The organism is Lysinibacillus sp. HST-98 (assembly GCF_016757845.1).
Classification (GTDB): Bacteria; Bacillota; Bacilli; order Bacillales_A; family Planococcaceae; genus Lysinibacillus; species Lysinibacillus capsici.
In genome coordinates, this window is record NZ_JAENHX010000001.1 from 799,106 (window position 1) to 825,621 (window position 26,516).

Sequence of the window (26,516 nt, forward strand, 5' to 3'; positions counted from 1 at the left end):
TCCATCCTTTCTTTAGTTAAAGAACAATATGTCATCACGATAGTTTTGTTTTAAGTCATCCTCTAAATATTTCAAGAATCGTTCTAGAACAACTGATGCCTCTGCACGCGTTAGCGGTTTATTTGGATTAAAACGACCAGCAGCATCACCAATCATTAAGCCAAGTTCATTCGCTATATAGATGCCATCTCTCGCATAATTTGGAATCTGTTTGTCATCTGTAAATTTAGTTAAGTATCCAGGATCAGGTGCTCTATTTTCTAGTCCTAAAGCACGGACAAAGATAGTTGCAGCCTGCGCTCGATTAATCGCATTATCTGGCTTAAAGTAGTCAGCTGATACACCTTTAATTATCCCTTTATTTAAGGCTGATTCAATATAGCCGTAATCTTTAATAGAACGCTTCAAGTCTTTAAAAACACTTGTAGTAGGTGTCTTTTTTGATTTTTTTTCTTCAAACACACGTAAATCAACCGCTTTACCAATAGCCGTCGTAAAATCAATACGTTTCATTGGTGTATTAGGAGAAAAGAAGTTACTTGAATCTGAGTAAATACCTAAAGAATAAAGTTTTTCAATTGCTTCTTTCGCATAATGGGTTGTTAAATCTCTGAATTTAGGAATGATAAGACGTTCAATTGTCGGCATGTACTCTGTATCTAAATCAAGTGTACCTTTTTGTCCTGAAGATAGGTCGTATGTATATTCAGAAATAACATCCTTTTCACTTACGACTGCATATCCACCTTCAAAACTCCCTAAGCTACCGAGATTTTCCTCATAATTTAACACACGTGATTTACTTGTAGATAAACGATTTTTCACATGACTTGTTTTACCATCACTATAGGAATAAACAGACTCCGTGATTTGAGTTTCTGTCGCACCCCAGAAGTTCTCATAGCCTGCATGTCGACTATCTGTTTCAATCGTTACTGTGTTTTGAACAGCATTTTTTCCTTTTCCTGTTTCAAAAGCATAGGTTTTTCTAGAAATAATATTTCCTGAGTAATAATCAGAGGCTGCACGATTATCAGTAACTGTTCCTTGTGAAAATTGATAATCGACTAAGGAATAAGTAATGGCGCCAATTGTAATTTTTTCCGTGTATTTCTTCACTTCACCATTGGATGTTTTTTGACCAAGAACTGCATAATCCACTACATCCGATTCATAGGCAATATTTCTTGTCAATGTAGCGCCATTGCTTGCTGTTAACTTCATGCTATACGTTTCAGTTAATTTACCTTTGGATTCTTTTTGTGCAATTTTAATATCTTTGCTTGTCCCTTTAAAAATAACAGGTGTCCCTGAAAGGAACACAGCTTCTTCATATGTATATTCATTTTTTACTGCACCTGTTGTTTCTAATGAAGCGGCTGATGCATTGAACGGAATAGTTGTTCCAATCAAAAAAACAGCAAGGACTAGAAACATGATTTTAGATAATTTTTTTTGCATTCGCTTTTCCTCTCTTTCACTGTGCATTTGCGTGCATAATGAAGCTTGTTTCTAATACCACTAAAAAAACTGCTTGTCTTGCGAATGTATACACAATTTAGCCTATTCAAAGTAACTTCCTCATCTTTAGCTTATGAAACATATTCGCATAAGACTCGCAGATTTTTTTAGTTTAATATTGCTAATCTACCAAAATAAAATGAGCTTTAACAAATCGATCTGATAATACAACTAAACGATCAGATGGCTGTAAGTCAGAAGCTTGAATCACCTTACCTGCTTTAATCAGTGTCGCTTGGTCAATATTCATATTAACCATTTCACCCGCTTCATACCAACGACCATTTTGCCATTGACTAACACTCTTGACATTAATGACTGCAGGATACGTAGATTTCACAGACTGTAGTTTCCCTGCGAGCATTAGAGGGGCAACAGGTTTAGCCTTGTCTAAAATATGAAGAGCTTGTACATGGCCTTCCTTCACATAGAAATAACCATAATCTCCCTCAGATAAGTAAAGTTCAATATCTGGCATGACACTATACGTTTTATTGCCGTCATCTACCATAGCTTTCGTTGAATTACTAACCGACAGTACCGTACGATCTGCTTTCTTGAAAACATTCGATTCAATCTTCATCGCATCGTCAATTTCAATTACATATCCATCTGCTTGAGATAAGCGTCCATAATATAATTCATGACCTGCAAGATTAGGTGACATGAAGCTATCACTTGTAACTTGTATTACTTGGGCATAGTGATCACGAGTAGCCCCATCAGCCACAACAAATGCAGTACCATATGCCATAAGACCAGTAGGTTCAATTAATCGTCCATTTCGAATTAAAATAGTTCCATTATGGAAATACATTGTTCCTGCTGTTTTCAATTTCAGTAGTTGGTAATCTGTATCAACAGACAGCATTGGTTCGTAATATGTTCTTTCATTATTTTTCAATACAACAATTTTCTCTATTACTTCCTTACCAAATTGTTTAACGGTCGCATAGTATGCTTCGCTACCTATATAATTTTTCAGTTGACCTTTCTCGACTTTCGTATTCCCAACATATATTGGTACTTTGGATGTAAAAGGCATAGTTGAAAGATCATTTGTTGTTTGAGAGCCAAATTGCCAGTTAACAAAGGCATGCTGATTTTTCACGGTAAGCTTGTTGGCATTAGGATTGACTGCTTGTATCTCGCCTTTATATAAGTTTTCAACGAGCGTACCTGTTTCACTGATAGCTACCTTTGATATGACTGAGGAAGTTTTATTTTTGAAACTTAATTTAACTCTATCCCCAACGTATAAAGCACTAATATCTGTTGCAGAAGAACCTTTTTGATAATTGGTTTCTTTATTTAAATAGTATGTCGTTTCTGCGCCAACATCTGGTTTTACCATGATAAATAAACCATTTGGATCAATACTCGTTACGACACCAGCAGTTGTTTTACCATTACTGCTTTCTGTTGAAGGTACATTTGTTTCTGTTGGTGTATGGGAGGTACCGCGAAGTTCAACAACACTTCTAAGAGAAATTTCAGCCTCGACTTCCATCCCCATCTTAAAACCCTCAATCGTTGTAGACGTATTATTAATATATAATCTAGTATTTTTATTAATATTAAACGTTACAGTTCGCCCACGATCATTTTCCAAAGTTATTTTACTAAGTTGCTTTTCTATCGTACCATCTGGTTTCGTATATTCTGAAAAAGTTACATCAACAAATGTCCCTGTCACTAGTTGGGCAGCTTTAGCAGATTGATTAAAGGAAAAACCAACTATCATCAATAAAGTAATCATCAGTATGTATAAATATTTTTTCAAAAAACCTGCCTCCTTACTAATTATTAGTATATCGTATTATTGGTAGTTTTTCTTATTCGAAAAGTTACATTTTAGGCCTTCTTGAATTTATTTCTAAAAACAAAAGTTGAGGTAGCTTTTAACATCAAGCTACCTTGCCTACTTCATACCTGAATATCAATTGTATGTCCGGCTGTTGGATGTGGAGCATCTAACATTTCAACTAACTGTTCTGTATTTTGCTGTTGCATTTCCATTGCCTGTTTCGTAACAGCTAAAGATACATTTTGCATAAGTGTTGTTTGGTTCATTGCCATCGATAAAGCTGCGATATCCATCTAGTCCACCTCCTATCTAATTTATCGGACAAATAGTTACATCATCAAGTATTTTCCCTAATTTTCTACACCACTCGATTGAAAATACAAAAACATCTATTGTCCTAACACTTTAGATACAATAGATGCTTTTTACTACATTTTATTTTCGATTGTTTTCCATGCTTCCTCAAAGCCAAGTCCCGTTTCTGAAGAGAAGACAATAAGAGGATCACTTTTTTCCAACTCCAATGTCTCTTTGACAATTTTCTTATGTTTATCCCACTTACCTTTTGGAATTTTATCTGCCTTCGTTGCAATGACAATGCAAGGAATATTGTAATGCTTTAAAAAATCATACATCATACGATCATCAGCTGTTGGAGGATGTCGCAAATCTATAATTTGTACGACTGCTTTTAACTCCTGGCGTCCTGTAAAATAGCGCTCGATCATTTTTCCCCATGCCTCACGCTCTGTTTTAGAAACCTTTGCATAACCATACCCTGGAACATCTACAAAAAACAGCTGCTCTTCAATCTTATAAAAGTTAAGGGTTTGTGTTTTACCAGGCTTAGATGAAATACGTGCTAAAGCTTTACGTCCGATCATTCGATTTATGAAGGAAGACTTTCCTACATTCGAACGACCTGCTAATGCAAATTCTGGCAGTCCATCTTCTGGATATTGGTCTGGTCGTACCGCACTAATGACCATTTCGACATTATGGACTTTCATTTTTTTAAAAACCTCCGTCCAGCGCATAGGCTAATACTTCATCAGCCGATGACACTAGTTTAAATGTTAGTTGCTCACGTACACTATCTGGAATATCCTCTATATCACGTTCATTATCCTTAGGACAAATGATTGTCGTTAATCCTGCACGGTGAGCGCTTAAAGTTTTTTCTTTTAAGCCGCCGATTGGCAATACACGGCCACGCAGGGTAATCTCACCTGTCATACCTACCTCGCGGCGAATCGGGCGATGTAGAATAGCCGAAACGATAGCTGTTGCCATTGTAATACCAGCTGAAGGTCCATCTTTAGGTACAGCACCCTCTGGCACATGGATATGAATATCATGTGTATCAAAAAATTCTGCATCCACATTAAGGTGTTCCATCTTCGTGCGTACAAAGGATAATGCTGTTTGAGCAGATTCCTTCATTACTTCACCAAGCTTACCAGTAAGTTGTAACTTCCCTTTACCTGGTGTTAAAGAAACTTCAATTTGTAATGTATCTCCACCAACTGTTGTATATGCAAGTCCAGTTGCGACACCCACTTGATTTTCCTTTTCAGCCTGTCCATAGCGGAAACGATGTTTACCGAGCAAATCTTGTAATGATTTTGAGCTAACCGTTACGCGTTTTTTCTCACCAGATACAATTACTTTGGCAATTTTACGGCAAAGCGTAGCGATTTGTCGTTCTAAACCGCGCACTCCTGCTTCCCGAGTATAGTAACGTATAATATCAGTAACTGCTTCATCTTTGATTACCACTTGTGTTTTTTTCAAACCATGTTCTTTAAGCTGCTTTGGTATGAGATGATTTTTTGTAATTTGAGCTTTTTCGATTTCAGTATAGCCTGCTATAGAAATTACTTCCATACGATCCAATAATGGTCCTGGGATGCTACTTAAATCATTGGCAGTTGCAATAAATAACACATTAGATAGATCATATGGTTCCTCAATATAATGATCACTAAATGTATTATTTTGTGCAGGATCTAAAACTTCAAGCATGGCTGCTGCTGGGTCACCTCTAAAATCATTCGACATTTTATCGATTTCATCTAATAAAAATACCGGATTAATGGTACCTGCTTTTTTCATTCCTTGAATAATACGTCCTGGCATTGCACCAACATACGTACGTCGATGTCCGCGAATTTCCGATTCATCTCGAACACCACCTAAAGAAATACGAATAAACTTACGATCTAAACTTTCGGCAATGGAGCGAGCTAATGATGTTTTACCAACACCCGGAGGCCCTGATAAACATAAAATTGGCCCTCGAAGTGAATTTTTCAGCTGACGTACTGCTAAATATTCTAGAACACGTTCTTTGACTTTTTCTAATCCATCATGATCACGGTTTAAAATATTTTCAGCATGGGTAATATTCATGCGATCCTCTGTAGCATTTGTCCACGGTAATGAAATAAGCCAATCAATATAATTGCGAATAACACCGCTCTCTGCACTAGCTCCAGGTATTTTTTCATAGCGATCCAATTCTTTCAGTGCTGCTTCCTTTGTTGTTTCTGGCATACCAGCTTCGTCGATACGCTTCCGTAATTCTGCAACTTCTCCAGTTTTCCCTTCGCGATCTCCCAGCTCCGTTTGGATAGCTTTCATTTGCTCACGTAAATAATATTCTTTTTGCGTACGCTCCATTGACTGCTTTACTTTGGAATTAATCTTCTTTTCTAGATCCAATACTTCCTGTTCATCATGCAAGCGAATAATTAAATGATCTAGTCGTTTTTTAACGCTTAGCATTTCTAATACTTCTTGCTTGTCGGCAATTTTAAAGGGCAAATGAGAAGCAATAATATCTGCTAAACGGCCAGGCTCTTCAATATCCGTTACAGTATTGATCGTCTCAGTCGTGATTTTATTGGATGATTTTGCATATTTTTCAAAATACGTCAACAATGTCCGCATTAATGCTTGTGTTTCTACATCTTTTTCAGTTGACTCCTCTTTAATCTCGATATCGACAACCGTATACTTCTCTAACGCACGATAGTTTTTCCACGTTGCACGAGCAACTCCTTCTACAAGGATACGTAATGTGCCATTTGGTAATTTAAGCATTTGTTTGACATAAGCAATTGTACCAACTGAATACAAATCTTGCTCTTCAGGTTGTTCATCGTGCATTTCTTTTTGTGTTACCAATAAAATCATTTGGTCCTCTAACATTGCCTGCTCAAGGGCCGCTACAGAACGATTTCTACCCACATCAATATGTAACACCATCGATGGGAATACTAAAAGTCCACGCAAAGGCAATAATGGTACATTTGTTGTTTTTTGTATTGTCACCATGCGGGCATTCACCTCCGTCAAAATTTTCATGTTAACATCCCGCGCTACTAGTATGTGTTTAAAAAGTTGATTCACACTAGATATTGAAGCGAGCCAAAAATTTCTTCAAGTTACAGCTGCTTTATGTAGGAATGAATAAAAAGCTGACTGTCGATATGTGCGAATATTGCACAATCGAAGTCAGCTAATTACTCTCTATCTCACAACGGTAGACAGCCACATCTATTCATTATGCTGAAGTTTTAGTGTCGCTACCTTCATCGAGTTCAGTGCCATCTTCAAGAAGCAATTTCGGTTTTTCTTTATCCGTAATTGTTTTTGCTGTAATGATACATTTTTTTACGTCTTCACGTGAAGGTAATTCGTACATTACATCAAGCATTGTTGACTCAATAATTGAACGAAGACCACGCGCACCTGTTTTACGTTCAATTGCTTCCTTAGCAATTGCCACAAGAGCATCTTCATCAAATTCAAGCTCAACGCCATCTAATTCAAGCATTTTTTGATATTGCTTGGCTAGTGCATTTTTCGGCTCTGTTAAAATTTGTACTAGTGCTGCTTCGTTTAATTGCTCCAGACTCGCAAGTACAGGTAATCGACCAATGAACTCTGGTATTAAACCAAATTTCAATAAATCCTCCGGAATCAGCTTGGACATGATAGAACCTTCATCTACATCTACTATATTAGGATCTGAACCGAATCCTATTACTTTTTCACCCTGACGTCGTTTAATAATGGTTTCAATACCATCAAATGCACCGCCAACAATGAAAAGAATATTGGTTGTATCGATCTGTAAGAATTCTTGATGTGGATGTTTTCGTCCTCCTTGTGGTGGAACACTTGCAACTGTTCCTTCAAGAATTTTTAGGAGTGCCTGCTGAACACCTTCGCCGGAAACATCTCGTGTAATAGATGGATTTTCCGACTTACGTGCAACCTTGTCAATTTCATCAATATAGATAATCCCTTTTTCAGCGCGTTCGATATCATAATCAGCTGATTGGATTAACTTTAATAAAATATTTTCAACGTCCTCACCAACATAACCTGCTTCAGTTAAAGAGGTAGCATCCGCAATAGCGAATGGAACATTTAAAATACGTGCTAACGTTTGAGCTAATAAAGTTTTACCGCTACCAGTTGGGCCGATTAACACAATGTTCGATTTTGCTAATTCAATATCATCAATTTTACTATTCGTATTGATACGTTTATAGTGATTGTAAACTGCGACTGCCAATGCTTTTTTAGCACGCTCTTGTCCAATTACATACTCATCTAAAATCGTTAAGATTTCTTTTGGTTTTGGAATATCTTGGAATTCAATTTCCTCTTCTACACCTAGTTCCTCTACAACGATCTCTGAACAAAGCTCGATACATTCATCACAAATATAAACACCTGGACCTGCAACTAATTTACGCACTTGTTCTTGTGGTTTTCCACAAAATGAGCATTTTAAATTGCCTTTTTCATCATTAAATTTGAACAATATGTTTCACCCCTATTCAAGCAACAATCTTACAAGATTATTGAACCTTTATCAAATAAATTGTCTGCATCATTTACGCCTCAGTAATTATGCATGTGTAGATTATAACGCATCGACATGTACTTTACTTCATTTGTCTTTCGAAGCATGCTATAGGAACCTGCTTACTTCGCCACCTTATACTGCTATAAAGTTACATTTATTCACTTCCGACACACTACAAACTACTGATCTCTATTTATAAATCTACTACATTCATCAACCAAGGGTATATCACTCAAAAAATAAATTTTATTTAGTTAGAACCTTTCTGAATGAAGTTAAGTTTAGCATCGTATCAATTTCGCCTTGACTCTAATAGCGCTAGGACTTCAATCAAAATCCTTGACGCCTGCCAGCAGGCACTATCTTCATCCAGTCGTGGTTTAAACACACACTAAAAAGGTTAAAAAGTTTACAGCTCGCCATCTATGTGAGATGGGAGTTTTTTGTACCTGACATTATACTTTGGATACAAAAACATCTGCTGAATGAAGATAAAAACTAAAACAATACTATGTATAAGTGAAGTATAAAGTGAATTAATGTTAAGGGGACTGATTTCTAAGAGTTTATGTGATAAAACAAGGCACGGATGAATGCCGTACCTTGTTTTTTTGGGCTATCTAATTACACAAAATCTTATTCAGTAATTTTAGCGTTTTCTACTAAAAATTCAACTGTTTTTTGGATTTTGATATCGTTTTCAAGTACTGCTGTTCCACCTAAAGCACTAGTGATTTGATCTTTAGTCATGTTAAATTGAGCAGCCATTTTTTCTAATTCTGCTTCAATATCAGCTTCAGATGCTTCAATTTTTTCTGCTTCAGCAATTGCTTCAAGTGTTAATGATACACGCACACGGCTTTCAGCTTCTTCTTTCATTTGGCCACGTAAGTCTTCTTCTGATTGACCAGAGAATTGGTAGTAAAGGTCTAGGTTCATACCTTGCGTTTGTAAACGTTGACCAAATTCTTGTAACATACGATCAGTTTCAGAGTTGATCATACCTGCTGGTACTTCAAAATCAGCATTTTCAGCTGCTTTTTCTACAAGCTCATCACGAAGAGCTGCATCTGATTCTGTTTCCTTTTGAGCTGCAGTTTGTTCTTTAATTTTAGCGCGTAAAGCTTCAACGCTTTCAACTTCTGGATCTAATTCTTTTGCAAATTCATCATTTAACTCAGGAAGAACTTTTGTTTTAACTTCTTTCACTGTTACTTTGAAAGTAGCTTCTTTACCAGCTAATTCAGCTGCATGATATTCTTCTGGGAATGTAACAACAACATCTTTAGATTCGCCAGCTTTAACACCAACTAGTTGCTCTTCAAAACCTGGAATGAATGAACCTGAACCGATTTCTAGTGGATAGTCTTCACCTTTACCACCTTCAAAAGCTTCTTCACCAACGAAACCTTCAAAGTCGATCACAGCTGTATCACCTTCTACGATTGCTTCGTCTTCTTTGATTTCAAGCTCTGCTTTACGAGCTAATTGATCTTGAATTTGTGCATCTACTTCTTCATCTGTTACTTCTACTGGAAGTTTAGATACTTCTAGACCTTTATAGTCTCCTAGCTTTGGTTCCGGTTTCACTGTAACTTGTGCAGTGAATGTGAAATCTTGGCCATGTACAAAGTTTTCTGTACCAGCGATTTCTGGGTAATCAACTGGCATAATCCCAGCTTCATCAATTGCTTTTGCATAAGATTCAGGAACAATGATTTCTAATGCATCTTGGTATAGAGATTCGATACCAAAACGTTGTTCAAACATTTTACGAGGCATTTTACCTTTACGGAAACCTGGTACGTTAATTTGTTTTACAACTTTTTTGAACGCTTGGTCCATTGCTGCGTCGATTTCTGCAGCAGGTACTTCGATTGTAAGAGTACCGATATTACCTTCTTGTTTTTCCCATTTTGCTGACATGTATAAATACCTCCAAATAAATAATCAAGTTTAGATGTTAGACAATTCATTCGTAACTACGATTTTGACAACCATTTTAGTATAACATAGATGTGTATAGTTTCAACTTATTTCATACCTAATGTAGTTCTGTTAGCTTTTCTAACATTTGTAAAAAGTCAATGATTTCATAGTCCATTTCTTGTACATTTCCAAGCATCGCTAAGACAAAATCAATATAACTATAGGCAACATCATCTGCTTCGAACGGGTGCCATTCAAATGGATACGTTACAATCGCATGCTTTGCCATTAAATATTGTACCATTTCTAACGTTGAAGGGTCTTGTTCTAGCTTCACTTCTAGTATATTTTTTATTTCTCCATACTGTGGTAGCTGGTTAGGTAATACTAATTTAGTAGGATTAACAATTTTTGTTTGATTAAATTTGGCCACTGTAACATTGATAGCTACTTCTTGTTCTACTAATAATATGAGTGCTAGACTTTGGACAAACGGATGGATCGTTGAACATTCAATAATCTCTTTCAATGGCTCTTTTAGTTGTCTTACATTTGTATCCATCAGTCGATGTAAGCGAATGGATTGCTCATTTGGACTAAGTGCCCCAAATTTCTCAAGGTCATATTCCTGTTCTTCTATTAACCGCTGTGCATTTTCTTTTTTTTCTAGATTCTTAGACACTTCACTATTCAAATTTTTTAAACGTTCAAATTTTTCAATTTGATCCTGAGGCAAAACATTTTCTTCAAGTAGGGTTGTAATTAATGACTCTACTTGATGGTATTCTTTTAACTGCATGCATACGGTAATGTACAATTCCATGATTTCTACATAAAATGACGTACCCATTGAAAATAATTGCTCACAAACATTCTTAGTCTTGCTATAGTCCTTTAATTCATACAAGGCAAAAGCATACGCACTAAGAGCAAGTTCATCTCCAGCTTCGTACACAAATGCCTTTTCAAAACTCGCCACCGCTTTTTCATACTGAAAATTTTCAGCAAACATATGTCCTTCACGTATTAAAGTTTGGACAGCGCCCGGAAAAACAACAACATTGTCATGTTTAATGACATGACGCTTTCTTTTTGTCATTTTTCTCACCTCTTTGTTCTAATTTTTCATTTCTGCTATTTACTAAAAAATCCACAATTTTCTTGTTTTTAACAAAAAATTATTGCTTTTGCATTCATATTTTGTAATAAATTGTATTATAATTAGAATAGTCTAAAATTTATCACAATTCGCAGACACTCCCCCTTTGTTGTCTGCATCAAGAAAATCAAGTTCTTACACAAGGAGTGGAATCCATGCAATTACTTGATACAATTACAGAATTTGATCATTGTATCTCATCTGCATTCGAGGCATTATCGATTAAAGTCATTTCAATTTCTACAACGGATGGCCCTTTTCAAGATAAGCCGATAGAATTTGAACTTTTAACACGCACCAAAATTGATGTCTACACACAAGAAGCCAGCACCTATATTTTAAAAATCCAAGGGTGTATTCCTGGATCTATTGCACTTGGTCATCAAAATGAGTCTCTTTCCATTATTCCTCAAAAAGTAAACATTGAATGTAACTACAAGCTGTTACATGTTGATAAAAAAGATATGCAGCAGATTTTACAGCATCCTGAACCAAATCGTCACTATAGTGAATGGCTTATTGATACAATCAAAAATGCCAATATTCTTGTCGAGTTAAAGACAAATCAACACACGCTCACTGAATGGCCAATTGGCATTAAATCAGCAGTCATTATTTAGCTAGACAAAGACATACTTAAATAGGTATGTCTTTTTATTGTTCACATTTTAGTTTTACCATTTAATTGCGTTTCTATCATAACAACTTTCTATAGTTTCTGGAAATAATATTGTAAAAATTATGTTTTAAAGAGGACATTCTAACTGTGCTTATTTAAAATGAAGGTTTCAAATTTACCCCTTCGAAATGAAATGGCGCTATAATATATAGTACAAAAATATTTTGGGGGCTTTTTTAACGTGGATATTAAAGAAACATTACAGTCTTTTTCAACAATGACACTGTCTGAGCGTCAGACATTTATGTTCCAGCATAGTGATTGGCTATTACAGGAGATGTTAGCCCATATTGGCTCAGTTGATGCCGAGTTACGAGACCACCTCATTTATCGCACCTTTGTTGATTTACTAAGTGATAATTTATTGAATTCTCAACAACTTCAATATTTGTTTGATACAGTTACGGGTGAGGATTTTTTATATTTACATATCGGAGATAAAACAGAGGATAGTGTCTTTACACGTTCGTTTTCCGCTTTACTAGTTGCAGGTCTTCTTGCAAAGGACGCTGAATTACTCGTTTTAAGAGAGGAAAACCTACAAGTGTTCTTTAAAAAAATTGGCCGTTATTTGTTATTAGAACAGGATACGAGAGGATATGTTCAGGAAAAAGGATGGGCACACAGTATTGCACATGGTGCAGATTTAGCTACAACAACAATAAAACATCCAAAATTCGATTTACAGCATGCGCCATCCATTTTACATGCATTAAAACTTGTCACTTGGAAAGAAACAGTCTTTATTAACGATGAAGAGGAACGTTTAATTAATATAGTGGATGCGTTATTGCTTCAGAATTACTCAGAGGAAGCACTGATCGAATTTGTTGAGCAGGCTTTTGATAAGTTCGAGATGCATTTAATGACACAAGGTTATAATGAGCTCTTCTTTAGCGGAAGAACTTGTACCTTAAACTTTATGAAAACACTGTATTTTTCTTTGAAAATGAATAATAAAGCTCCACAGCTTCAAAATACGATTTATGCACAAGTAGCCAAATGGCTGAAGCTTGGTGATTGACAGGTAATTTTAAAAATGCTGAATTACACCGCTTAATTCTTGATAACATAATTTTTTTCTAAAATACTAGCAAACTAAGAACGCTCTTAGTTTGCTTTTTACTTTTCAGATAAAACAAAATAAGTAAAAATAAGGGTATTAAAGAAAAACAGTTATTATATTAACATAATTAATATTTCACTCCATTTATTCCCTCCTTACTCATTCCTTTCATTGAAAATTCAACCTATTGTTTCCACAAAACGTCATTGCATCTACTCCTTTTTTGAATAAAAGGCAAATAAAAAATCCCGACAGGACTGTTATGACAATGATTTTATTACAAAACAGCGTCTAAAATGTGAAATACCATTTTTCACATTTTAAATTATTTACTTAGGTAAACATCAGGAATGTAGTATTTTCAACGTTTACACAGTGTTTAATAAATAAACCCTATAAATACCAATACTAAAATAACGATTTTTGTTCAAAAAATGTTCAAATTCAATACCTCTATACTATCATTTTCATAACAAAATTATGTTTTTTCTTAAAAACAGGGCGTATAATCCAATGTGCAAACAACGAGAGAATGTGGCAATCGTAGTTAACCAAGTACGTATTTAAACGATTGTGCACATCATTGATTTTGCTAACGCTTGCATCAGATCAATCAACACTAGATTTTATGTTTCATATTGAACCATGCCATTGTAATTTCTTATGTTGTTGATTGATACGCCAAGATAAAAGAGGTGACCTCAGTATCAACTATTTGTAAATGTGACACTGACAAAAAACACATGAATTTTATGAATAGCCGTTCTATAGAAAGGAGTCAAACATGAAGAAAAAATTAAGTTTAATGTTAGTAGCATTGAGTGCGATTGCTCTTCTTGCTGGATGTGAACCATTAACAGTGTTCAATCCAAAGGGACCTAATGCTGAAACATTATCAAACACAATTATCTTATCCATTATTACGATGGCCTTTATATTGCTAGTCGTGTATGTGCTTTTGGCTTTTATGCTTACAAAATATCGTGCATCAAAAGCAGCTGCAGATTATGAGCCTCCTCATGAAGAAGGAAGCCATCTGCTTGAAATTACATGGACAGTAATTCCAATTATTATCGTAGCATTTTTAGCTGTTGTGACAGTAAGAACAACATCTACAGTAGAAGCTCAACCAGCAGGTTATGACGATAAGGAGCCTTTAGTGATTTATGCATCATCATCAAACTGGAAATGGCACTTTAGTTATCCAGAAGAAGGTGTTGAAACAGTTAACTATGTAAACCTTCCGGTGGATCGTCCAATCGAATTTAAGCTTTACTCATTTGGTCCAATTACAAGTTTCTGGATTCCTCAATTAGCAGGTCAAAAATATGCTATGAGTGATATGTTAACAACAATTCACCTTGCAGCAGATGAAGTTGGTTCATTTATGGGACGTAACTCTAACTTTAATGGACGTGGCTTTGCAGAAATGGAATTTGAAGCACAATCTATGACACAAGAAGACTTCGATAAATGGGTTGCTGATGTTAAAGCGAAAGAGGCACCATTAACAGAAGAAAAATTTGATGAGCTTTTAGAGGCAGAACATGTTGGTCGCCAAAGCTTCTCATCTACACACTTAGACTTTAGACCAGCTCCAATGGAACATGGTAAACACATGAATATGGATGAAATGGATCATGGGGATATGTCTGAAGAAGACATGAATAATGAACATTCTGGTCATTAATTTGATTTTATCGTTGAACGAATCGAGACATTAATTTTTAATTCTGAAAGGAGCGCATCCAATGAGTATGGAAGAATTATTCCATCCAATGCAAGAACCGATGATTTTAGCGGCAGCTATTAGTATCGTAGTTGGTGCAGTGGTTATCGTAGCAGGCCTTACTTATTTCAAAAAATGGGGCTATTTCTACAAAAACTGGCTATCAACTGTTGACCATAAAAAAATCGGGATTATGTATATCGCAGTAGCATTATTAATGCTATTCCGCGGTGGTATCGATGCACTATTAATGCGTGCACAAACAGCCGTTCCAGATAACGGACTTCTTGATGCACAACACTATAATGAAATTTTCACAACACACGGTTTATTAATGATTCTATTTATGGCAATGCCATTTGTTATCGGCTTAATGAACATTGTCATTCCACTTCAAATCGGTGCACGTGACGTTGCTTTCCCACGTCTAAATGCTGTCAGTTTCTGGTTATTTGCAGCAGGTGCTGGTTTATTAAACTTATCATTCATTATCGGTGGTTCACCAGACGCTGGTTGGACAGCCTACTTCCCTCTTGCAAGTACGGAATTTAGTCCGACTGTAGGGAATAACTATTATTCTTTAGCCCTTCAATTATCAGGTATTGGTACTTTAATGACTGGTGTTAACTTTATCACGACGATCATTAAAATGCGTGCCCCTGGTATGACATTAATGAAAATGCCAATGTTTTCTTGGTCTATTTTAATTACAAACATTATTATCGTATTCGCGTTCCCAGTATTAACTGTAGCGCTTGCTCTGATGATGTTTGACCGTCAATTCGGCACAAAATTCTTTGCAATGCAAGACGGTGGTATGGATATGCTTTGGGCCAACCTTTTCTGGGTTTGGGGACATCCTGAGGTTTATATCGTTATCCTACCTGCTTTCGGTATTTTCTCAGAAATCATTGCAACATTCGCACGTAAAAACTTATACGGTTACAAATCAATGGTAATGAGTATGGTGGTCATTTCCCTACTATCATTTGTAGTTTGGGCCCACCACTTCTATACAATGGGTCATGGTGTAATGGTAAACAGTGTTTTCTCTATTACAACAATGGCAATCGCAGTTCCTACTGGGGTTAAAATATTTAACTGGCTACTCACAATGAGGCACGGGAAAATTCAATTTACAACACCAATGCTTTATGCACTTGGCTTCATTCCTATCTTCACAATTGGTGGGGTTACAGGGGTAATGCTAGCGATGGCAAGTGCTGACTACCAATATCATAATACGATGTTCTTAGTTGCCCACTTCCACTATGTTTTAATTCCAGGTACAGTATTTGGTGTCCTTGCAGGTTACCACTACTGGTGGCCTAAAATGTTCGGTTTCCGTCTAAATGAAAAATTAGGGAAAGCTGGTTTCTGGTTCATTGCCATCAGCTTCAACGTAACATTCTTCCCGCTATTCATTTTAGGTTTAGATGGCTATGCTCGTCGTATGTACACTTATTCTGAGTCTACTGGTTATGGTCCATTGAACATGTTATCGTTCGTCGGTGCTCTAGGACTTGCAGTCGGCTTTGCATTAATCGTCTACAATATTTACTATAGCTGGAAGCATATGCCTCGTAATGAAAAGGCAGATGTTTGGGATGGTCGTACACTTGAGTGGGCTACTCATTCCCCAGTACCAGAATATAACTTTGCCGTAGTGCCTACCGTTACTCGCTTAGATGAGTTCTGGTTCGCGAAAAAAGAAGGTCGCGATATTACGGCAGGTACAATCGAAAAAATTCACATGCCAAATAATACAGGCACACCATTCTGGATGAGTGGATTCTTCTTCCTTGCAGCATTCTTCGCTGTATTTAATCTATGGATTCCAGCCATCATCAGTATGCTTGGTGTATTTGGCTTCATGATCCATCGTTCATTTGAAAAAGATCATGGTCGTTACATTTCAGTTGAAGAAGTAATGGCAACTGAGAAAAGCTTGAGAGGTGATAAATAATATGAAAATCGATTCTTCACTTCCATTAGAATATAGTACAGAGGAAAACCGTCTAAAAATCTTTGGTTTTTGGATTTTCCTTGGCGCCGAAATCGTGTTATTTGCCACATTATTTACTGTGTATTTCACACTTCATACACGTACAGGTAGTGGACCAAATGGTGCCGAAATTTTCGAATTAACTCCAGTTCTATGGGAAACATTCTTATTATTAACAAGTAGTTTCACAATTGGTCTTGGTGTTCATGCAATGCGTATCGGTCGTAAAAAAGCGATGATGACATTCTTTATCATCACTCTATTACTAGGCCTTGGCTTCTTAGCTATTGAGATTGATGAATTTGTCACATATGTACACGAAGGTGCGACGATTCAAACAAGCGCATTCTTATCTTCCTTAATGACTTTACTTGGAACGCACGGTGCCCACGTAACATTCGGTTTCTTCTGGGGCGTAGCTATTTTAATCCAAGTAGCGAAACGTGGCTTAAACCCACAAACGGCTAATAAAGCGTTTATCTTCTCACTGTACTGGCATTTCCTAGACGTTGTTTGGATTTTCATCTTCAGCTTCGTCTACTTGAAAGGACTGATTAGCTGATGAAGGAATTATTCCCAAAACAACATGTGATGGGCTTCGGCTTCTCACTACTACTAACAATCGTAGCTTTAGCAGTTGTTAAATTTGATATGTCTCTTAATATGGCATTTGGAATTTTACTAGTAACGGCTCTTGCACAGGCAACTGTACAATTAGTATTATTCATGCACATCGGTGAATCTGAAGATAAAAAAACGTTATATACAACAATTTTATACTCAGTATTCGTAGGTGTTGTGACAATCATTGGTACATTATTTGCTATGATCTGGGGCTATAATTGATCCATTACACTACGGTGTAAGCAAAAGGCTGTCTGAACTTATCATCCTTGTATGATAAGTTCGTGACAGCTTTTTTGTTTTATCCCTATTCATTTGGTAATTATCACGTTTACCACTTACAAAAGTAGGAATAATGTTATTTTTTTAATAAAAAAGTAGTTCTTTTCTAACAATTTATGAAACTTTTCCTTTTCTAGTGCGTATAGTAGTAGATAGTGTTTTTTACCAAGAATAGGAGATGAAAGTAATGAAGAAAATTTTTAAAGTATTAGCAGTCGGAACACTAGCGTTGACACTTGCCGCTTGTAATTCAAGCGCTACGCCTACGAAAGACACAACTAATAAAAGCAAGCTCACTTTAGAACAAGTGTATGACAAGGCAGTAGAACGCCAGGCTGATATTCAAAGTGCAAGTGCTAAAATGGATATGACACAGGTGACAAAGGTTGGGTCTGGTGAAGAAGCAATGGAGTTTTCAATCGACTCCAAAATGGAGATGGATATCATCGTTGATCCACTTGCAATGCATTTATCAGGATCTATGACAATGCCTGATATGATGAATGAAGGTGAAGAAACAATGGACATGCCAATTGAAATGTATATGAAAAAAGATGCAGGCTTATTTATGAAGGATTCGACAACAGACAGCTGGTTAAAGCTTCCTAATGAAAACTTTGATGCTATATTAGATCAAACGGCGGCTTCTGCTGATGCGAAAGAACAGCTAGAACAATTGAAAAAATTCATTAAGGACTTTACATTTGAACAAACGGATGATGAATATGTCCTTACATTAAATGCAAAAGGCGATAAATTCAAAGAGCTAATCGATTCTGAGATTAATAAGTCTATCCAAGAAATGGGTCTAGAAGAAAACCCAATGGATCAACTATCAATTGAAAAAATTAACTACGTGCTACACATCGATAAAGAGACTTTCGATACGAACAAAATGGATATGAATTTTGACTTAAAAATGGCCGTAGAAGGTGACGAATTGTTAATGAATACAAAATCAGTCGTTACGTATACGGAATTTAATCATCTAAAAACAATTGATATACCTCAAAGCATTATTGATAACGCTCAAACAATCCAATAATAAAAAAACCTGCTTGTCGACTAGCACAAGCAGGTTCTTTAACTCTAAACTATTTAACCACTAACGAACAATCAACACATCACAAAGCGCATGACGTACGACTTTCTCTGCCACAGAGCCTAACATCATTTTCTCCATACGATTTAACCCAGTTGCACCACAAACAATTAAATCAACCTGAGGTAATTGTGTTAAAATACCTTTTGGTGAACCTGTTTCTACAATGGATTCGACCTCTTTGACTCCTGTCTGTAACGCCTCTTTTTCTAGCTTTTCCATTTTAAGAATGTTTTCCTTCTTCAATTCCTCGGCATATTTTAAGTCATATGCTGAAACTGCTCCAAACGATTTTGTATCAATGACATTCACCAATTGTAAAATAGCATTGTATTCCTTTGCTAATTGACTCGCTCTATCCAATGCTTTTAATGATTGTTCTGAGAAATCAATTGCTACTGCAATCTTAAGATAGTTTGCCATGTTTGTCCTCCCCATTCTTCCTACCATTCCATGTTTTCTCAAATATTATATCACAATGGCGTTCGATATAGTTTATCATCCTGAGGTTGTGGATTTCCACGACCATCTGTATTATTGCTAATAAAATAAAGAAACTTTTCATCCACAAAGACATCACGAATTCTACCAAATTCTGATAGTAATTCATTGTGTTTGTTCTTATTTATATCAAAAGCTAGGACTGCTGTACCTCTTAGGGCAGCGACATATAATTGATCATTTACAATAGCAATGCCTGATGGAGCCCATGTGGTAGAAGCACCGGATGTAAAAAGAGGTGTTATCATCCCCTGCTCTTTCTCCATTCCTTCAATAAGAGGCCAGCCATAATTCTTCCCCTTCTCAATGATATTAATTTCATCATTTGCTGCATTGCCATGTTCACTGGCATACATCGTCCCATCAGTAGACCATGTTAAGCCTTGTGGATTTCGGTGTCCATAGCTGTAGATATAGGATTGAGGAAAAGGATTATCATTCGGTATGGAGCCATCCAAATTGATGCGCAAAATTTTTCCTTCTAAAGCTTCCACGTCCTGTGCTAAAGAAGGTTGTGTTGCATCTCCTACCGTTGCATACAGCTTTCCGTCAGGACCTATTTTCAATCGTCCACCATGATGATATGTACCACTCTTTATTCGATCCATAATAAGATCCTGTTCGACCCATTTATTATCGCTAAACGTTAACGTAACAATTCGATTAAATTGTTCCTCTCCCTCGACATACGTATAATACGCATAGGCAACTTGACTGGTAGGAAAATTAGGCGCTAATACAAATCCCAACATACCCGCTTCTGGCGCAGTTGATAGCTCCTTTTTCAGGATAATCTGCTGCCTATCAACGCTCCCTTCCGCAATTTTTACAATATTGCCTGGCCTTTCTGCTATATAAAAGACATCTCCACTTTTTTGAATCGACCATGGTGTCTGCAATTGATCTGCTATTATTTCAACAGAGGAAGTCATAGCATCTATCGCGTGATTTCCCTCACTCTCTAACCTTTTATTGGTATTATCCTTCGTTGACGTACAAGCAACACATAGAATCATTGTTAGCAGTAATAAAGGCATGTAACGTCCCATGATTATTCATCCTCTCATTTGTGAAAAATAGAAAGAGACGCCACCTAGACGCCTCTCTTACTTTTTATACTTTCAAGCAGGATTATTTCACCAAATGTTCTTGTTTTTTCTAACACCTCTAGAAAGGCTTCTTTACGATGGATGAGTCGTTCTTGGTGCAATTTCTGATAGGAATGCTGAAAATCATCTATAGCTATTTTATCCATAAACTCACCTCATATAGTAGTACATGCTAATACCATTATAATGTTGGAAAATTTTTACGACAATTCTATTTGTATTTTTGATTACATGTTCCCAAAACAACAAGGAGAAAAGACATATAATTTCTTGTAGCAGCTATTTAAATTTATCTAGCTAATGAATGAAAAATGGAAGTACTTTTTCTTCCACAGCTTGTTCACCTGCTTGAATCCATCTACTTTTATCATGAATGTATCCATCTTTATCAAGCGGGGTTTGAAATTGGCTAACACCAGTTGCATCTAGTAAGGAGCCCTCATCATAATCTAGACCAATATTCTCAACATGCTTAATGACAAATGGCTTTTGAAAACGAATTTGAGCATCTTCATTATCAAGCTCTCCTGATGTGACGATAAAAGGGACACGTAAATAAATAGTTTCTCCTGCCTCTTTCCATAATACCGAGTCAAAGCTACCTTTATAGTACTCCCAATTCCCGCCGATCGTGAAACCCCGATCGGCAATTTTATCTCGTAAATAGCCAAACCCTATCTCTTTTCCAACAATTTTTGATTCAAATTGTAACATTTTACATTCTCCTCCTTTCACTCGATAAAAGTTTAACCTAAAAGACGATATTACAAACTAGCAAAAAGATCATTTTGCTTAAAAAAAATCCCGAAACCTGAGTAAATTATGGTTTCGGGATTTTCTTAAATTTTTTATAAAGGCACTGAAATATTTCGATGTAACACATATTTAGCAGCTTCCCTTAGTGGCAAGCAATTTTGCAGTCTCTTGTCCAATACCACTTCCAGCACCTGTAATAATGACTACTTGTTGCCCCATATTGATATATGCTCCCCTCTTACAAACTATGATAGTATTTTAATTTCATTAACTTAAAGCCTTCATAATTGTTGTTTTGAGCTACCTCATTTCAATGTTTTGTGTAATAATCAAATCCTCCTAGATACATTAAAAAACTTCGAGGTTGGCCCCCGTATACCAGGAATCACCTTTGACGTAGAGTGTTGCATTAGCAACCTCTAGAAGAGGAAATCGATATAAATGATAAGCTGTTAGATGACATGACCACCTTTGGAAATATGATTGGACTGCTTATCATGCAAGCTAGAAATAGCAAAAAAGAGGGCTTTCTGAGCAAGCGTGAATTAGAGGTAATGAGACAGGTAGCGCAGGGAGATAGTACAAAGGAAATAGTAGATGTTATGAAATTAAGTGAATTAACCATTACACAATATGTAAAATCTGCTATCTAAAAATTGCGTGCCAAAAATCGCTCTCATGCCATTAGCATTCTTTATCAAAAAGGAATCATTCTTTAAAAAATCAGGGGAGCACGCTACTCCCCTTTTTTAGTAACCCACAATTGTCTGCGCTTTAACAACTTCCTTACCCCCAGTAGGCCTTCATTAAATCTATTGACCACGCTGGCTGTTTAACATCCTCTTTAGGCAAAAATTCTTTCATTACAGGCTTTATATCTAGTATAGGTGTGCCATCTATAGCGTCTAGCCCTTGAACGATTAATCCTCTTGATTTGACCTCTAACAAGGCAACAATTGTACTTCCTAATTTATTAGGTCTATTCTTACCTCTTTGTGCAAAAATGCCGACCTCAGGATAATCATCATTATTTCTCGGATGTCTTGCCTCATATTGAATCTGATCGTCTGTAACCTTATCAAAATAAAAAATAACTTCTAGATGAGAAAAATCTTCTATTCCTTTTAAGGACGCCTCTTGGATATGATCAGCAAGTTCAATAGTTGAAATAATCTCTCCCCAATGATCATCTTTTATCATTTGCCGATTGTTACGAACGGTAGCGATTGATTGAATAGTATATTGCATGTCTTTTATCCCCCATCTTTTCGAATATCTACTATATGTCCTTTCATTCCAGAATAGACTAACTGGACAGAAAAAAAGATGATTAACGATGTTAATCACCTGACGTGCCATAATCCTTAATGGAAACATTCACTTCACATGTAATAGGAACCTCACTAAACGTTTGATCCCATTCTTTTTTTCTTTTTTGCCATACTTTCGGGTAATCGATTCTTAGTTTATTGTCAAATCCAGAAACATCTGTTTGAAATTCATGTTGCGTTTTATCTAGTGCTTTCCTCACTAATTGTTCTATCTCTTTTTCAAATAATTTCTCTGCTTTTTTCAAAAATTGATTGTCAAATGCTTTATCGGAGAGAACCCAATGTTCAGCAATTCTTCCCTCTGATTGAATTTTTATCGTAAAGGAGATTTGATCGCCTTTTACATGTGGAATAATTTTACTTTTAGCTGAAATAATTTCATACACAATGGGTGCTCCTGACTCCTCATCAAAGCCTTTGACAAGACCACCTTTCGCATCACCAGACATCCATGCAATTCCTTCTAGGTCACTCTCATTTAAAAATCCTCGTAGCTTTTTGGTTTTTCCTTCAATGATAGCAGCGCCTGCAAATTTTACTTCTCCATTTTCCGTACTCACATTTTGCAATAAAAAGCTAGAGTCTGAATACAGCTTCCCCTCTAGTTTGGCTACGGTCATCGGAGGCAAAATTTTAGTCGTCCTTTCATGTCCCTCCATCATTTCTACTAATTGAAAGGCAGGAATTTTAGTTGGTTCATTTGTTTCCAGTGCCTGACTTGCCTGATCCCGAGCAATAAAGAGCAGTCCACTTGGCCGTATTTCTAATTCTCTTAGAAAAAAATCCAACGTTTGCTGGAGATTGATAGTACTAGCCAATTCCTCACCAATAATAATTACTTTGGAATGTTCAGCAAAGGAACGTTTATCCACCTTTAACAGCATATTTCGTAAAGTTGGTAACACCGCATCACCTGTCTCAGAAACATTTTTATACGCTTTTCCTGGCAATGCTCCCTCTTTTGTTCCAGAAACCGTTGTCTCTGACGTAACAAATTGATTGGTAATTGTTAGCAACTGTCTGTTTGCATACCTAGCATCTTGTTGCTCTTCAGAGGAAACATCACCCGTCTCTAAATCCAATGATGTACCTACAATAAGGCCTAAATCCTCTATCTCTTTACTACTCCAACATCCAGTAAGAAGTAAGGTTACCGTCGCAACTAGAAGTAAACGTACACAGCATTGTATTCGCTTCATGCTTTCTTTCCTTTCAATTTCGAAATAAGGAGTAAGGTTATCGGTACTAAACCAAATAAAATTAATGCAGCATGACCAATCTTATCGCCAAATGTAAAAAGATCATTAATATTTTTAGGTGTCATCGCAATAATGTAGATAATTGGCAGTAATCCATATAAGAAAGGATGCATATTTTTCTTAAACAGTTGGGCTAAACCTAAAGTGGCCGCATAATAAGTAATCGTAAAGGTAGCAAAGATTTGCATAATCCAAATTACAAGAAGAAATGACTCAAAGCGTTCAAAAATTAAACCAGGGATTTCAAAACTTCGCATTAATTCAATCGTTGGCCAAGTCCTTGTCATAACACCTTCAATAGATAGAGCACCAATGACCATCACAACCGTGATGACATAAAAGAGCAAAGGTATGGCAATACCCGCCAGTACAACCTTTACGGCTTTTGATTTATCTGATGGGTACATAAATGCCACAAGTAGTAGCATAATTTCAGGCCCTAAAAATGCCAGGGTCGCTGTTTTTATTCCCTTTAACATCGGAACAACGCCCAGACCGAGTACTGGTCTCAAATTATCGATTTCAAAAATCCCTAAGCTTAAAAAAGCCACAAGTAAAAAAATAACAAAGGTAATAGGAAAAATGATTTCAAATAAGCGAGCAATTGTATTGATGCCACCGCTTATTAAGTAAAGCCCAACCCATAAAAAGGGCAAAATAATCGCCCAAGTGGGGGTCCCTTCTAATAAGAAGAGAGAGGTTACTTCAGCCATGATGCGAACTTCAAAGGCAGAAATGGTAAAAAAGTAGGCAATTACACACGCACTTATAAACCACCCTAACCACTTTCCTATGATATCTTGATTATATTGATAAAATGTTTTGTCAGGGTATTGTTGGCTTAGCTTCACAATGATTACACCTGCAATCATTGCAACGACACCACCTAAAAATACACTAATCCAAACATCTGGCGTTTTTACCTTTTCAACAGATGCACGAGGTAAAGTAAGAATCCCAGTGGCAAGAATATAGTTAATAATAATAACAACTGCTTGTGATGTCGTTATTTTATCTTTCATACTGCTGTTCATGGCTGTTTTGCTCCCTTTCTCTTATTCCCCTTTGCGGACCGAATCTTGTGGCTTTAACAATTTAGGACGATGCTTCATCATCTTTAACGGCATTCGTACCATAAAATCTTTCCAATCACCTGCTCGATACGGAATAGTTGGGCTCAAATATGATACACCGAAGCTCTTTAGCTTTACTAAATGACTGCAAAGGAATAAGAAAAATAGAATGATGCCATATAGTCCAAATAAAGCTGCGGAAAACATCGCGACAAAACGTAGCATTCTTAGCGTGATACCAGCATTATATTGAGGGATAGCAAAAGAGGAAATTGCTGTTAATGCCACCACAATGACCATGATTGGACTAACAATTCCTGCCTGTACGGCGGCTTCTCCAATAACAAGTCCCCCAACGATCCCCATTGTCGGACCAATCGGCTTCGGTAGACGAAGTCCTGCTTCTCGTAATATCTCAATAGCGACTTCCATAATGAGGGCTTCAATCAATGCTGGGAACGGTACTCCCTGCCTTGTTGCCATCATGGACAGCGCTAGTTTAGTGGGGATTAAACCTTGATGAAAAGATACAAAAGCAATATACAGGGATGGGCCAAATAAAGAGATGCCTGCAGCAAAATAGCGAAGCAAGCGAATAAGAGAGCTCGACAACCAACGTTCATAGTAATCTTCTGGTGATTGCAGTAGCATATTAAACGTGACTGGCACAATTAATACAAAGGGAGTTCCATCTAAAAGAATTGCGACTCGTCCCTCTAATAAAGCAGCAATAACCCGATCAGGACGTTCGGTACTCTGCACTTGCGAAAATGGACTGAGGTAATTATCCTCCATCAATTGCTCAATATATCCCGATTCAGCAACATCATCCAAATGGATTGTTTCAATTCGTTCCTTCACCTCTTTGACGAGATTAGGCTGTACAATTTCATCTATATAGGCTAAAACCAACTCTTTTTTCGTACGTTCGCCTACTTCCATCTCAATAATCGACAAATTTCGATTCTCACCATGCTGCCTTAATAAAGAGGTATTCACACTTAATTTTTCTGTGAAGCCCACTCTTGGTCCACGTACCATTGCTTCAGAAACAGGCTCCTCAAGATTTCGAGTTTTGCCATGTGCCGTGCCAATGATAAATACATTCTGTATGCCATCCACAATTAATACAGTGGAACCAGTTAATACTTTGCCAACAGCTTTCATGACTTTCGATTCCTCTAGCAGATCACTCACTGGTAGGATTTCATTTCTAATTGAATGTTGTAGTTCATGACCTCTTAAAACAGACGACTTTTCTGTATGTCCATTCATTAATGATTTCAAAATATGTTTGTCAATTAATTCTTTATCGCATAATCCTTTTAGAAAAACGATTGCTGCACGATTATCCGTATTTCCTATTTGAAATTCTCTAAAATGAATATCCCAATTATGGCCAAGTTCTTTCCTCATTTGTAAAAGATCTTTATTATAATCCCCTGTAAATTGTTCTAACGTTTTTTGAACAGGGATGTGTACACTCTCACCTTGTTCACTTTTTTCTTTCATCTCAATTTTGCCATTGCTCTTATTAACAAATAAAAAAACATGAAACAATTTATAAATTAAATATGGAATAAAAAAAGCTAAAAAACCTTGTAAAAAAACTTGCCAATGTGGCATGTAGGAAATCACCTTTTCCCACATATTGATCACCCTCTTTAGTACTCTTGTACAGAGTATCTCTACATGTTTT

General features: G+C 36.5%; 24 protein-coding genes. 8 read left to right on the forward strand and 16 right to left on the reverse strand.

Annotated elements, in window-relative coordinates:
• Positions 1-12: 12 nt before the first annotated feature.
• From JIN86_RS04020 to JIN86_RS04055, 8 genes are all read right to left on the reverse strand, one after another.
• The gene (locus tag JIN86_RS04020; protein WP_004226619.1) at positions 13-1,461 is read right to left on the reverse strand and encodes an S-layer homology domain-containing protein; all 1,449 of its coding nucleotides are present in this window, start codon (positions 1,459-1,461) and stop codon (positions 13-15) included.
• 181 nt (positions 1,462-1,642) lie between these two features.
• Positions 1,643-3,304: a hypothetical protein gene (locus tag JIN86_RS04025; protein WP_004226616.1), complete on the reverse strand. Its 1,662-nt coding sequence runs from the start codon at positions 3,302-3,304 to the stop codon at positions 1,643-1,645.
• A gap of 143 nt (positions 3,305-3,447) precedes the next feature.
• A complete protein-coding gene (locus JIN86_RS04030; RefSeq protein WP_004226614.1) occupies positions 3,448-3,621 on the reverse strand; it encodes a YjfB family protein in 174 nt (57 codons plus the stop codon).
• A gap of 135 nt (positions 3,622-3,756) precedes the next feature.
• Complete coding sequence (gene yihA / locus JIN86_RS04035) at positions 3,757-4,338, reverse strand: ribosome biogenesis GTP-binding protein YihA/YsxC (RefSeq protein ID WP_004226613.1); 582 nt, start codon at positions 4,336-4,338, stop codon at positions 3,757-3,759.
• A 4-nt stretch (positions 4,339-4,342) separates the two neighbouring features.
• Positions 4,343-6,667: an endopeptidase La gene (gene lon, locus JIN86_RS04040; protein ID WP_004226610.1), complete on the reverse strand. Its 2,325-nt coding sequence runs from the start codon at positions 6,665-6,667 to the stop codon at positions 4,343-4,345.
• A gap of 229 nt (positions 6,668-6,896) precedes the next feature.
• A complete protein-coding gene (gene clpX / locus JIN86_RS04045) occupies positions 6,897-8,168 on the reverse strand; it encodes an ATP-dependent protease ATP-binding subunit ClpX (RefSeq protein ID WP_004226608.1) in 1,272 nt (423 codons plus the stop codon).
• A 681-nt stretch (positions 8,169-8,849) separates the two neighbouring features.
• Complete coding sequence (tig, locus tag JIN86_RS04050) at positions 8,850-10,139, reverse strand: trigger factor (protein WP_004226607.1); 1,290 nt, start codon at positions 10,137-10,139, stop codon at positions 8,850-8,852.
• Between the two features lie 118 nt (positions 10,140-10,257).
• On the reverse strand, positions 10,258-11,241 hold the full coding sequence (locus JIN86_RS04055; RefSeq protein ID WP_004226606.1) for a hypothetical protein: 984 nt from the start codon (positions 11,239-11,241) through the stop codon (positions 10,258-10,260).
• Positions 11,242-11,456: 215 nt separating this feature from the next.
• Between JIN86_RS04055 and JIN86_RS04060 the strand changes: the two genes are divergently transcribed.
• The 7 genes from JIN86_RS04060 (at position 11,457) to JIN86_RS04090 (ending at position 18,731) form a co-directional block, all read left to right on the forward strand.
• Positions 11,457-11,921 (forward strand): hypothetical protein, encoded by a 465-nt coding sequence (locus JIN86_RS04060; protein WP_004226605.1) that lies wholly within the window; start codon positions 11,457-11,459, stop codon positions 11,919-11,921.
• 240 nt (positions 11,922-12,161) lie between these two features.
• A complete protein-coding gene (locus JIN86_RS04065) occupies positions 12,162-13,004 on the forward strand; it encodes a DUF2785 domain-containing protein (RefSeq protein ID WP_004226593.1) in 843 nt (280 codons plus the stop codon).
• An 826-nt stretch (positions 13,005-13,830) separates the two neighbouring features.
• Positions 13,831-14,736, forward strand: a complete 906-nt coding sequence (qoxA, locus tag JIN86_RS04070; protein WP_004226591.1) for a cytochrome aa3 quinol oxidase subunit II — start codon at positions 13,831-13,833, stop codon at positions 14,734-14,736.
• A 61-nt stretch (positions 14,737-14,797) separates the two neighbouring features.
• The gene (gene qoxB / locus JIN86_RS04075; RefSeq protein WP_004226589.1) at positions 14,798-16,741 is read left to right on the forward strand and encodes a cytochrome aa3 quinol oxidase subunit I; all 1,944 of its coding nucleotides are present in this window, start codon (positions 14,798-14,800) and stop codon (positions 16,739-16,741) included.
• A 1-nt stretch (position 16,742) separates the two neighbouring features.
• Positions 16,743-17,342: a cytochrome aa3 quinol oxidase subunit III gene (gene qoxC, locus JIN86_RS04080; protein ID WP_004226587.1), complete on the forward strand. Its 600-nt coding sequence runs from the start codon at positions 16,743-16,745 to the stop codon at positions 17,340-17,342.
• Positions 17,342-17,626 (forward strand): cytochrome aa3 quinol oxidase subunit IV, encoded by a 285-nt coding sequence (gene qoxD / locus JIN86_RS04085; RefSeq protein ID WP_004226585.1) that lies wholly within the window; start codon positions 17,342-17,344, stop codon positions 17,624-17,626. Before qoxC ends, qoxD begins: the two co-directional genes overlap by 1 nt.
• Positions 17,627-17,873: 247 nt before the next feature.
• Positions 17,874-18,731, forward strand: a complete 858-nt coding sequence (locus tag JIN86_RS04090) for a DUF6612 family protein (RefSeq protein ID WP_004226582.1) — start codon at positions 17,874-17,876, stop codon at positions 18,729-18,731.
• Between the two features lie 60 nt (positions 18,732-18,791).
• On the opposite strand, the gene JIN86_RS04095 is transcribed toward JIN86_RS04090, so the two are convergent.
• The 4 genes from JIN86_RS04095 to JIN86_RS04110 form a co-directional block, all read right to left on the reverse strand.
• Complete coding sequence (locus JIN86_RS04095) at positions 18,792-19,211, reverse strand: universal stress protein (RefSeq protein ID WP_202341302.1); 420 nt, start codon at positions 19,209-19,211, stop codon at positions 18,792-18,794.
• A gap of 50 nt (positions 19,212-19,261) precedes the next feature.
• Positions 19,262-20,338 (reverse strand): PQQ-dependent sugar dehydrogenase, encoded by a 1,077-nt coding sequence (locus JIN86_RS04100; protein ID WP_202341303.1) that lies wholly within the window; start codon positions 20,336-20,338, stop codon positions 19,262-19,264.
• A 44-nt stretch (positions 20,339-20,382) separates the two neighbouring features.
• Entirely contained in the window at positions 20,383-20,544 is a 162-nt protein-coding gene (locus tag JIN86_RS04105) for a hypothetical protein (RefSeq protein ID WP_004226572.1), read from the reverse strand.
• Positions 20,545-20,695: 151 nt separating this feature from the next.
• Complete coding sequence (locus JIN86_RS04110) at positions 20,696-21,112, reverse strand: YugN family protein (protein WP_202341304.1); 417 nt, start codon at positions 21,110-21,112, stop codon at positions 20,696-20,698.
• A 503-nt stretch (positions 21,113-21,615) separates the two neighbouring features.
• On the opposite strand from JIN86_RS04110, the gene JIN86_RS04115 reads away from it, so the two are divergent.
• On the forward strand, positions 21,616-21,807 hold the full coding sequence (locus JIN86_RS04115) for a LuxR C-terminal-related transcriptional regulator (protein ID WP_202341305.1): 192 nt from the start codon (positions 21,616-21,618) through the stop codon (positions 21,805-21,807).
• A gap of 133 nt (positions 21,808-21,940) precedes the next feature.
• Here JIN86_RS04115 and JIN86_RS04120 read toward each other — a convergent pair whose 3' ends face one another.
• The 4 genes from JIN86_RS04120 to JIN86_RS04135 all read right to left on the reverse strand — a co-directional run bounded on the left by JIN86_RS04120 (position 21,941) and on the right by JIN86_RS04135 (position 26,467).
• Positions 21,941-22,402 (reverse strand): SAM-dependent methyltransferase, encoded by a 462-nt coding sequence (locus JIN86_RS04120; protein ID WP_004226563.1) that lies wholly within the window; start codon positions 22,400-22,402, stop codon positions 21,941-21,943.
• A 91-nt stretch (positions 22,403-22,493) separates the two neighbouring features.
• Positions 22,494-23,684 carry a Ger(x)C family spore germination protein gene (locus tag JIN86_RS04125; RefSeq protein WP_004226561.1) on the reverse strand — a complete coding sequence of 397 codons (1,191 nt, stop codon included), beginning with the start codon at positions 23,682-23,684 and terminating at the stop codon, positions 22,494-22,496.
• The gene (locus JIN86_RS04130; RefSeq protein ID WP_004226558.1) at positions 23,681-24,778 is read right to left on the reverse strand and encodes a spore germination protein; all 1,098 of its coding nucleotides are present in this window, start codon (positions 24,776-24,778) and stop codon (positions 23,681-23,683) included. Before JIN86_RS04130 ends, JIN86_RS04125 begins: the two co-directional genes overlap by 4 nt.
• A 21-nt stretch (positions 24,779-24,799) precedes the next feature.
• Positions 24,800-26,467, reverse strand: a complete 1,668-nt coding sequence (locus JIN86_RS04135; protein ID WP_004226556.1) for a spore germination protein — start codon at positions 26,465-26,467, stop codon at positions 24,800-24,802.
• Positions 26,468-26,516: the final 49 nt, after the last annotated feature.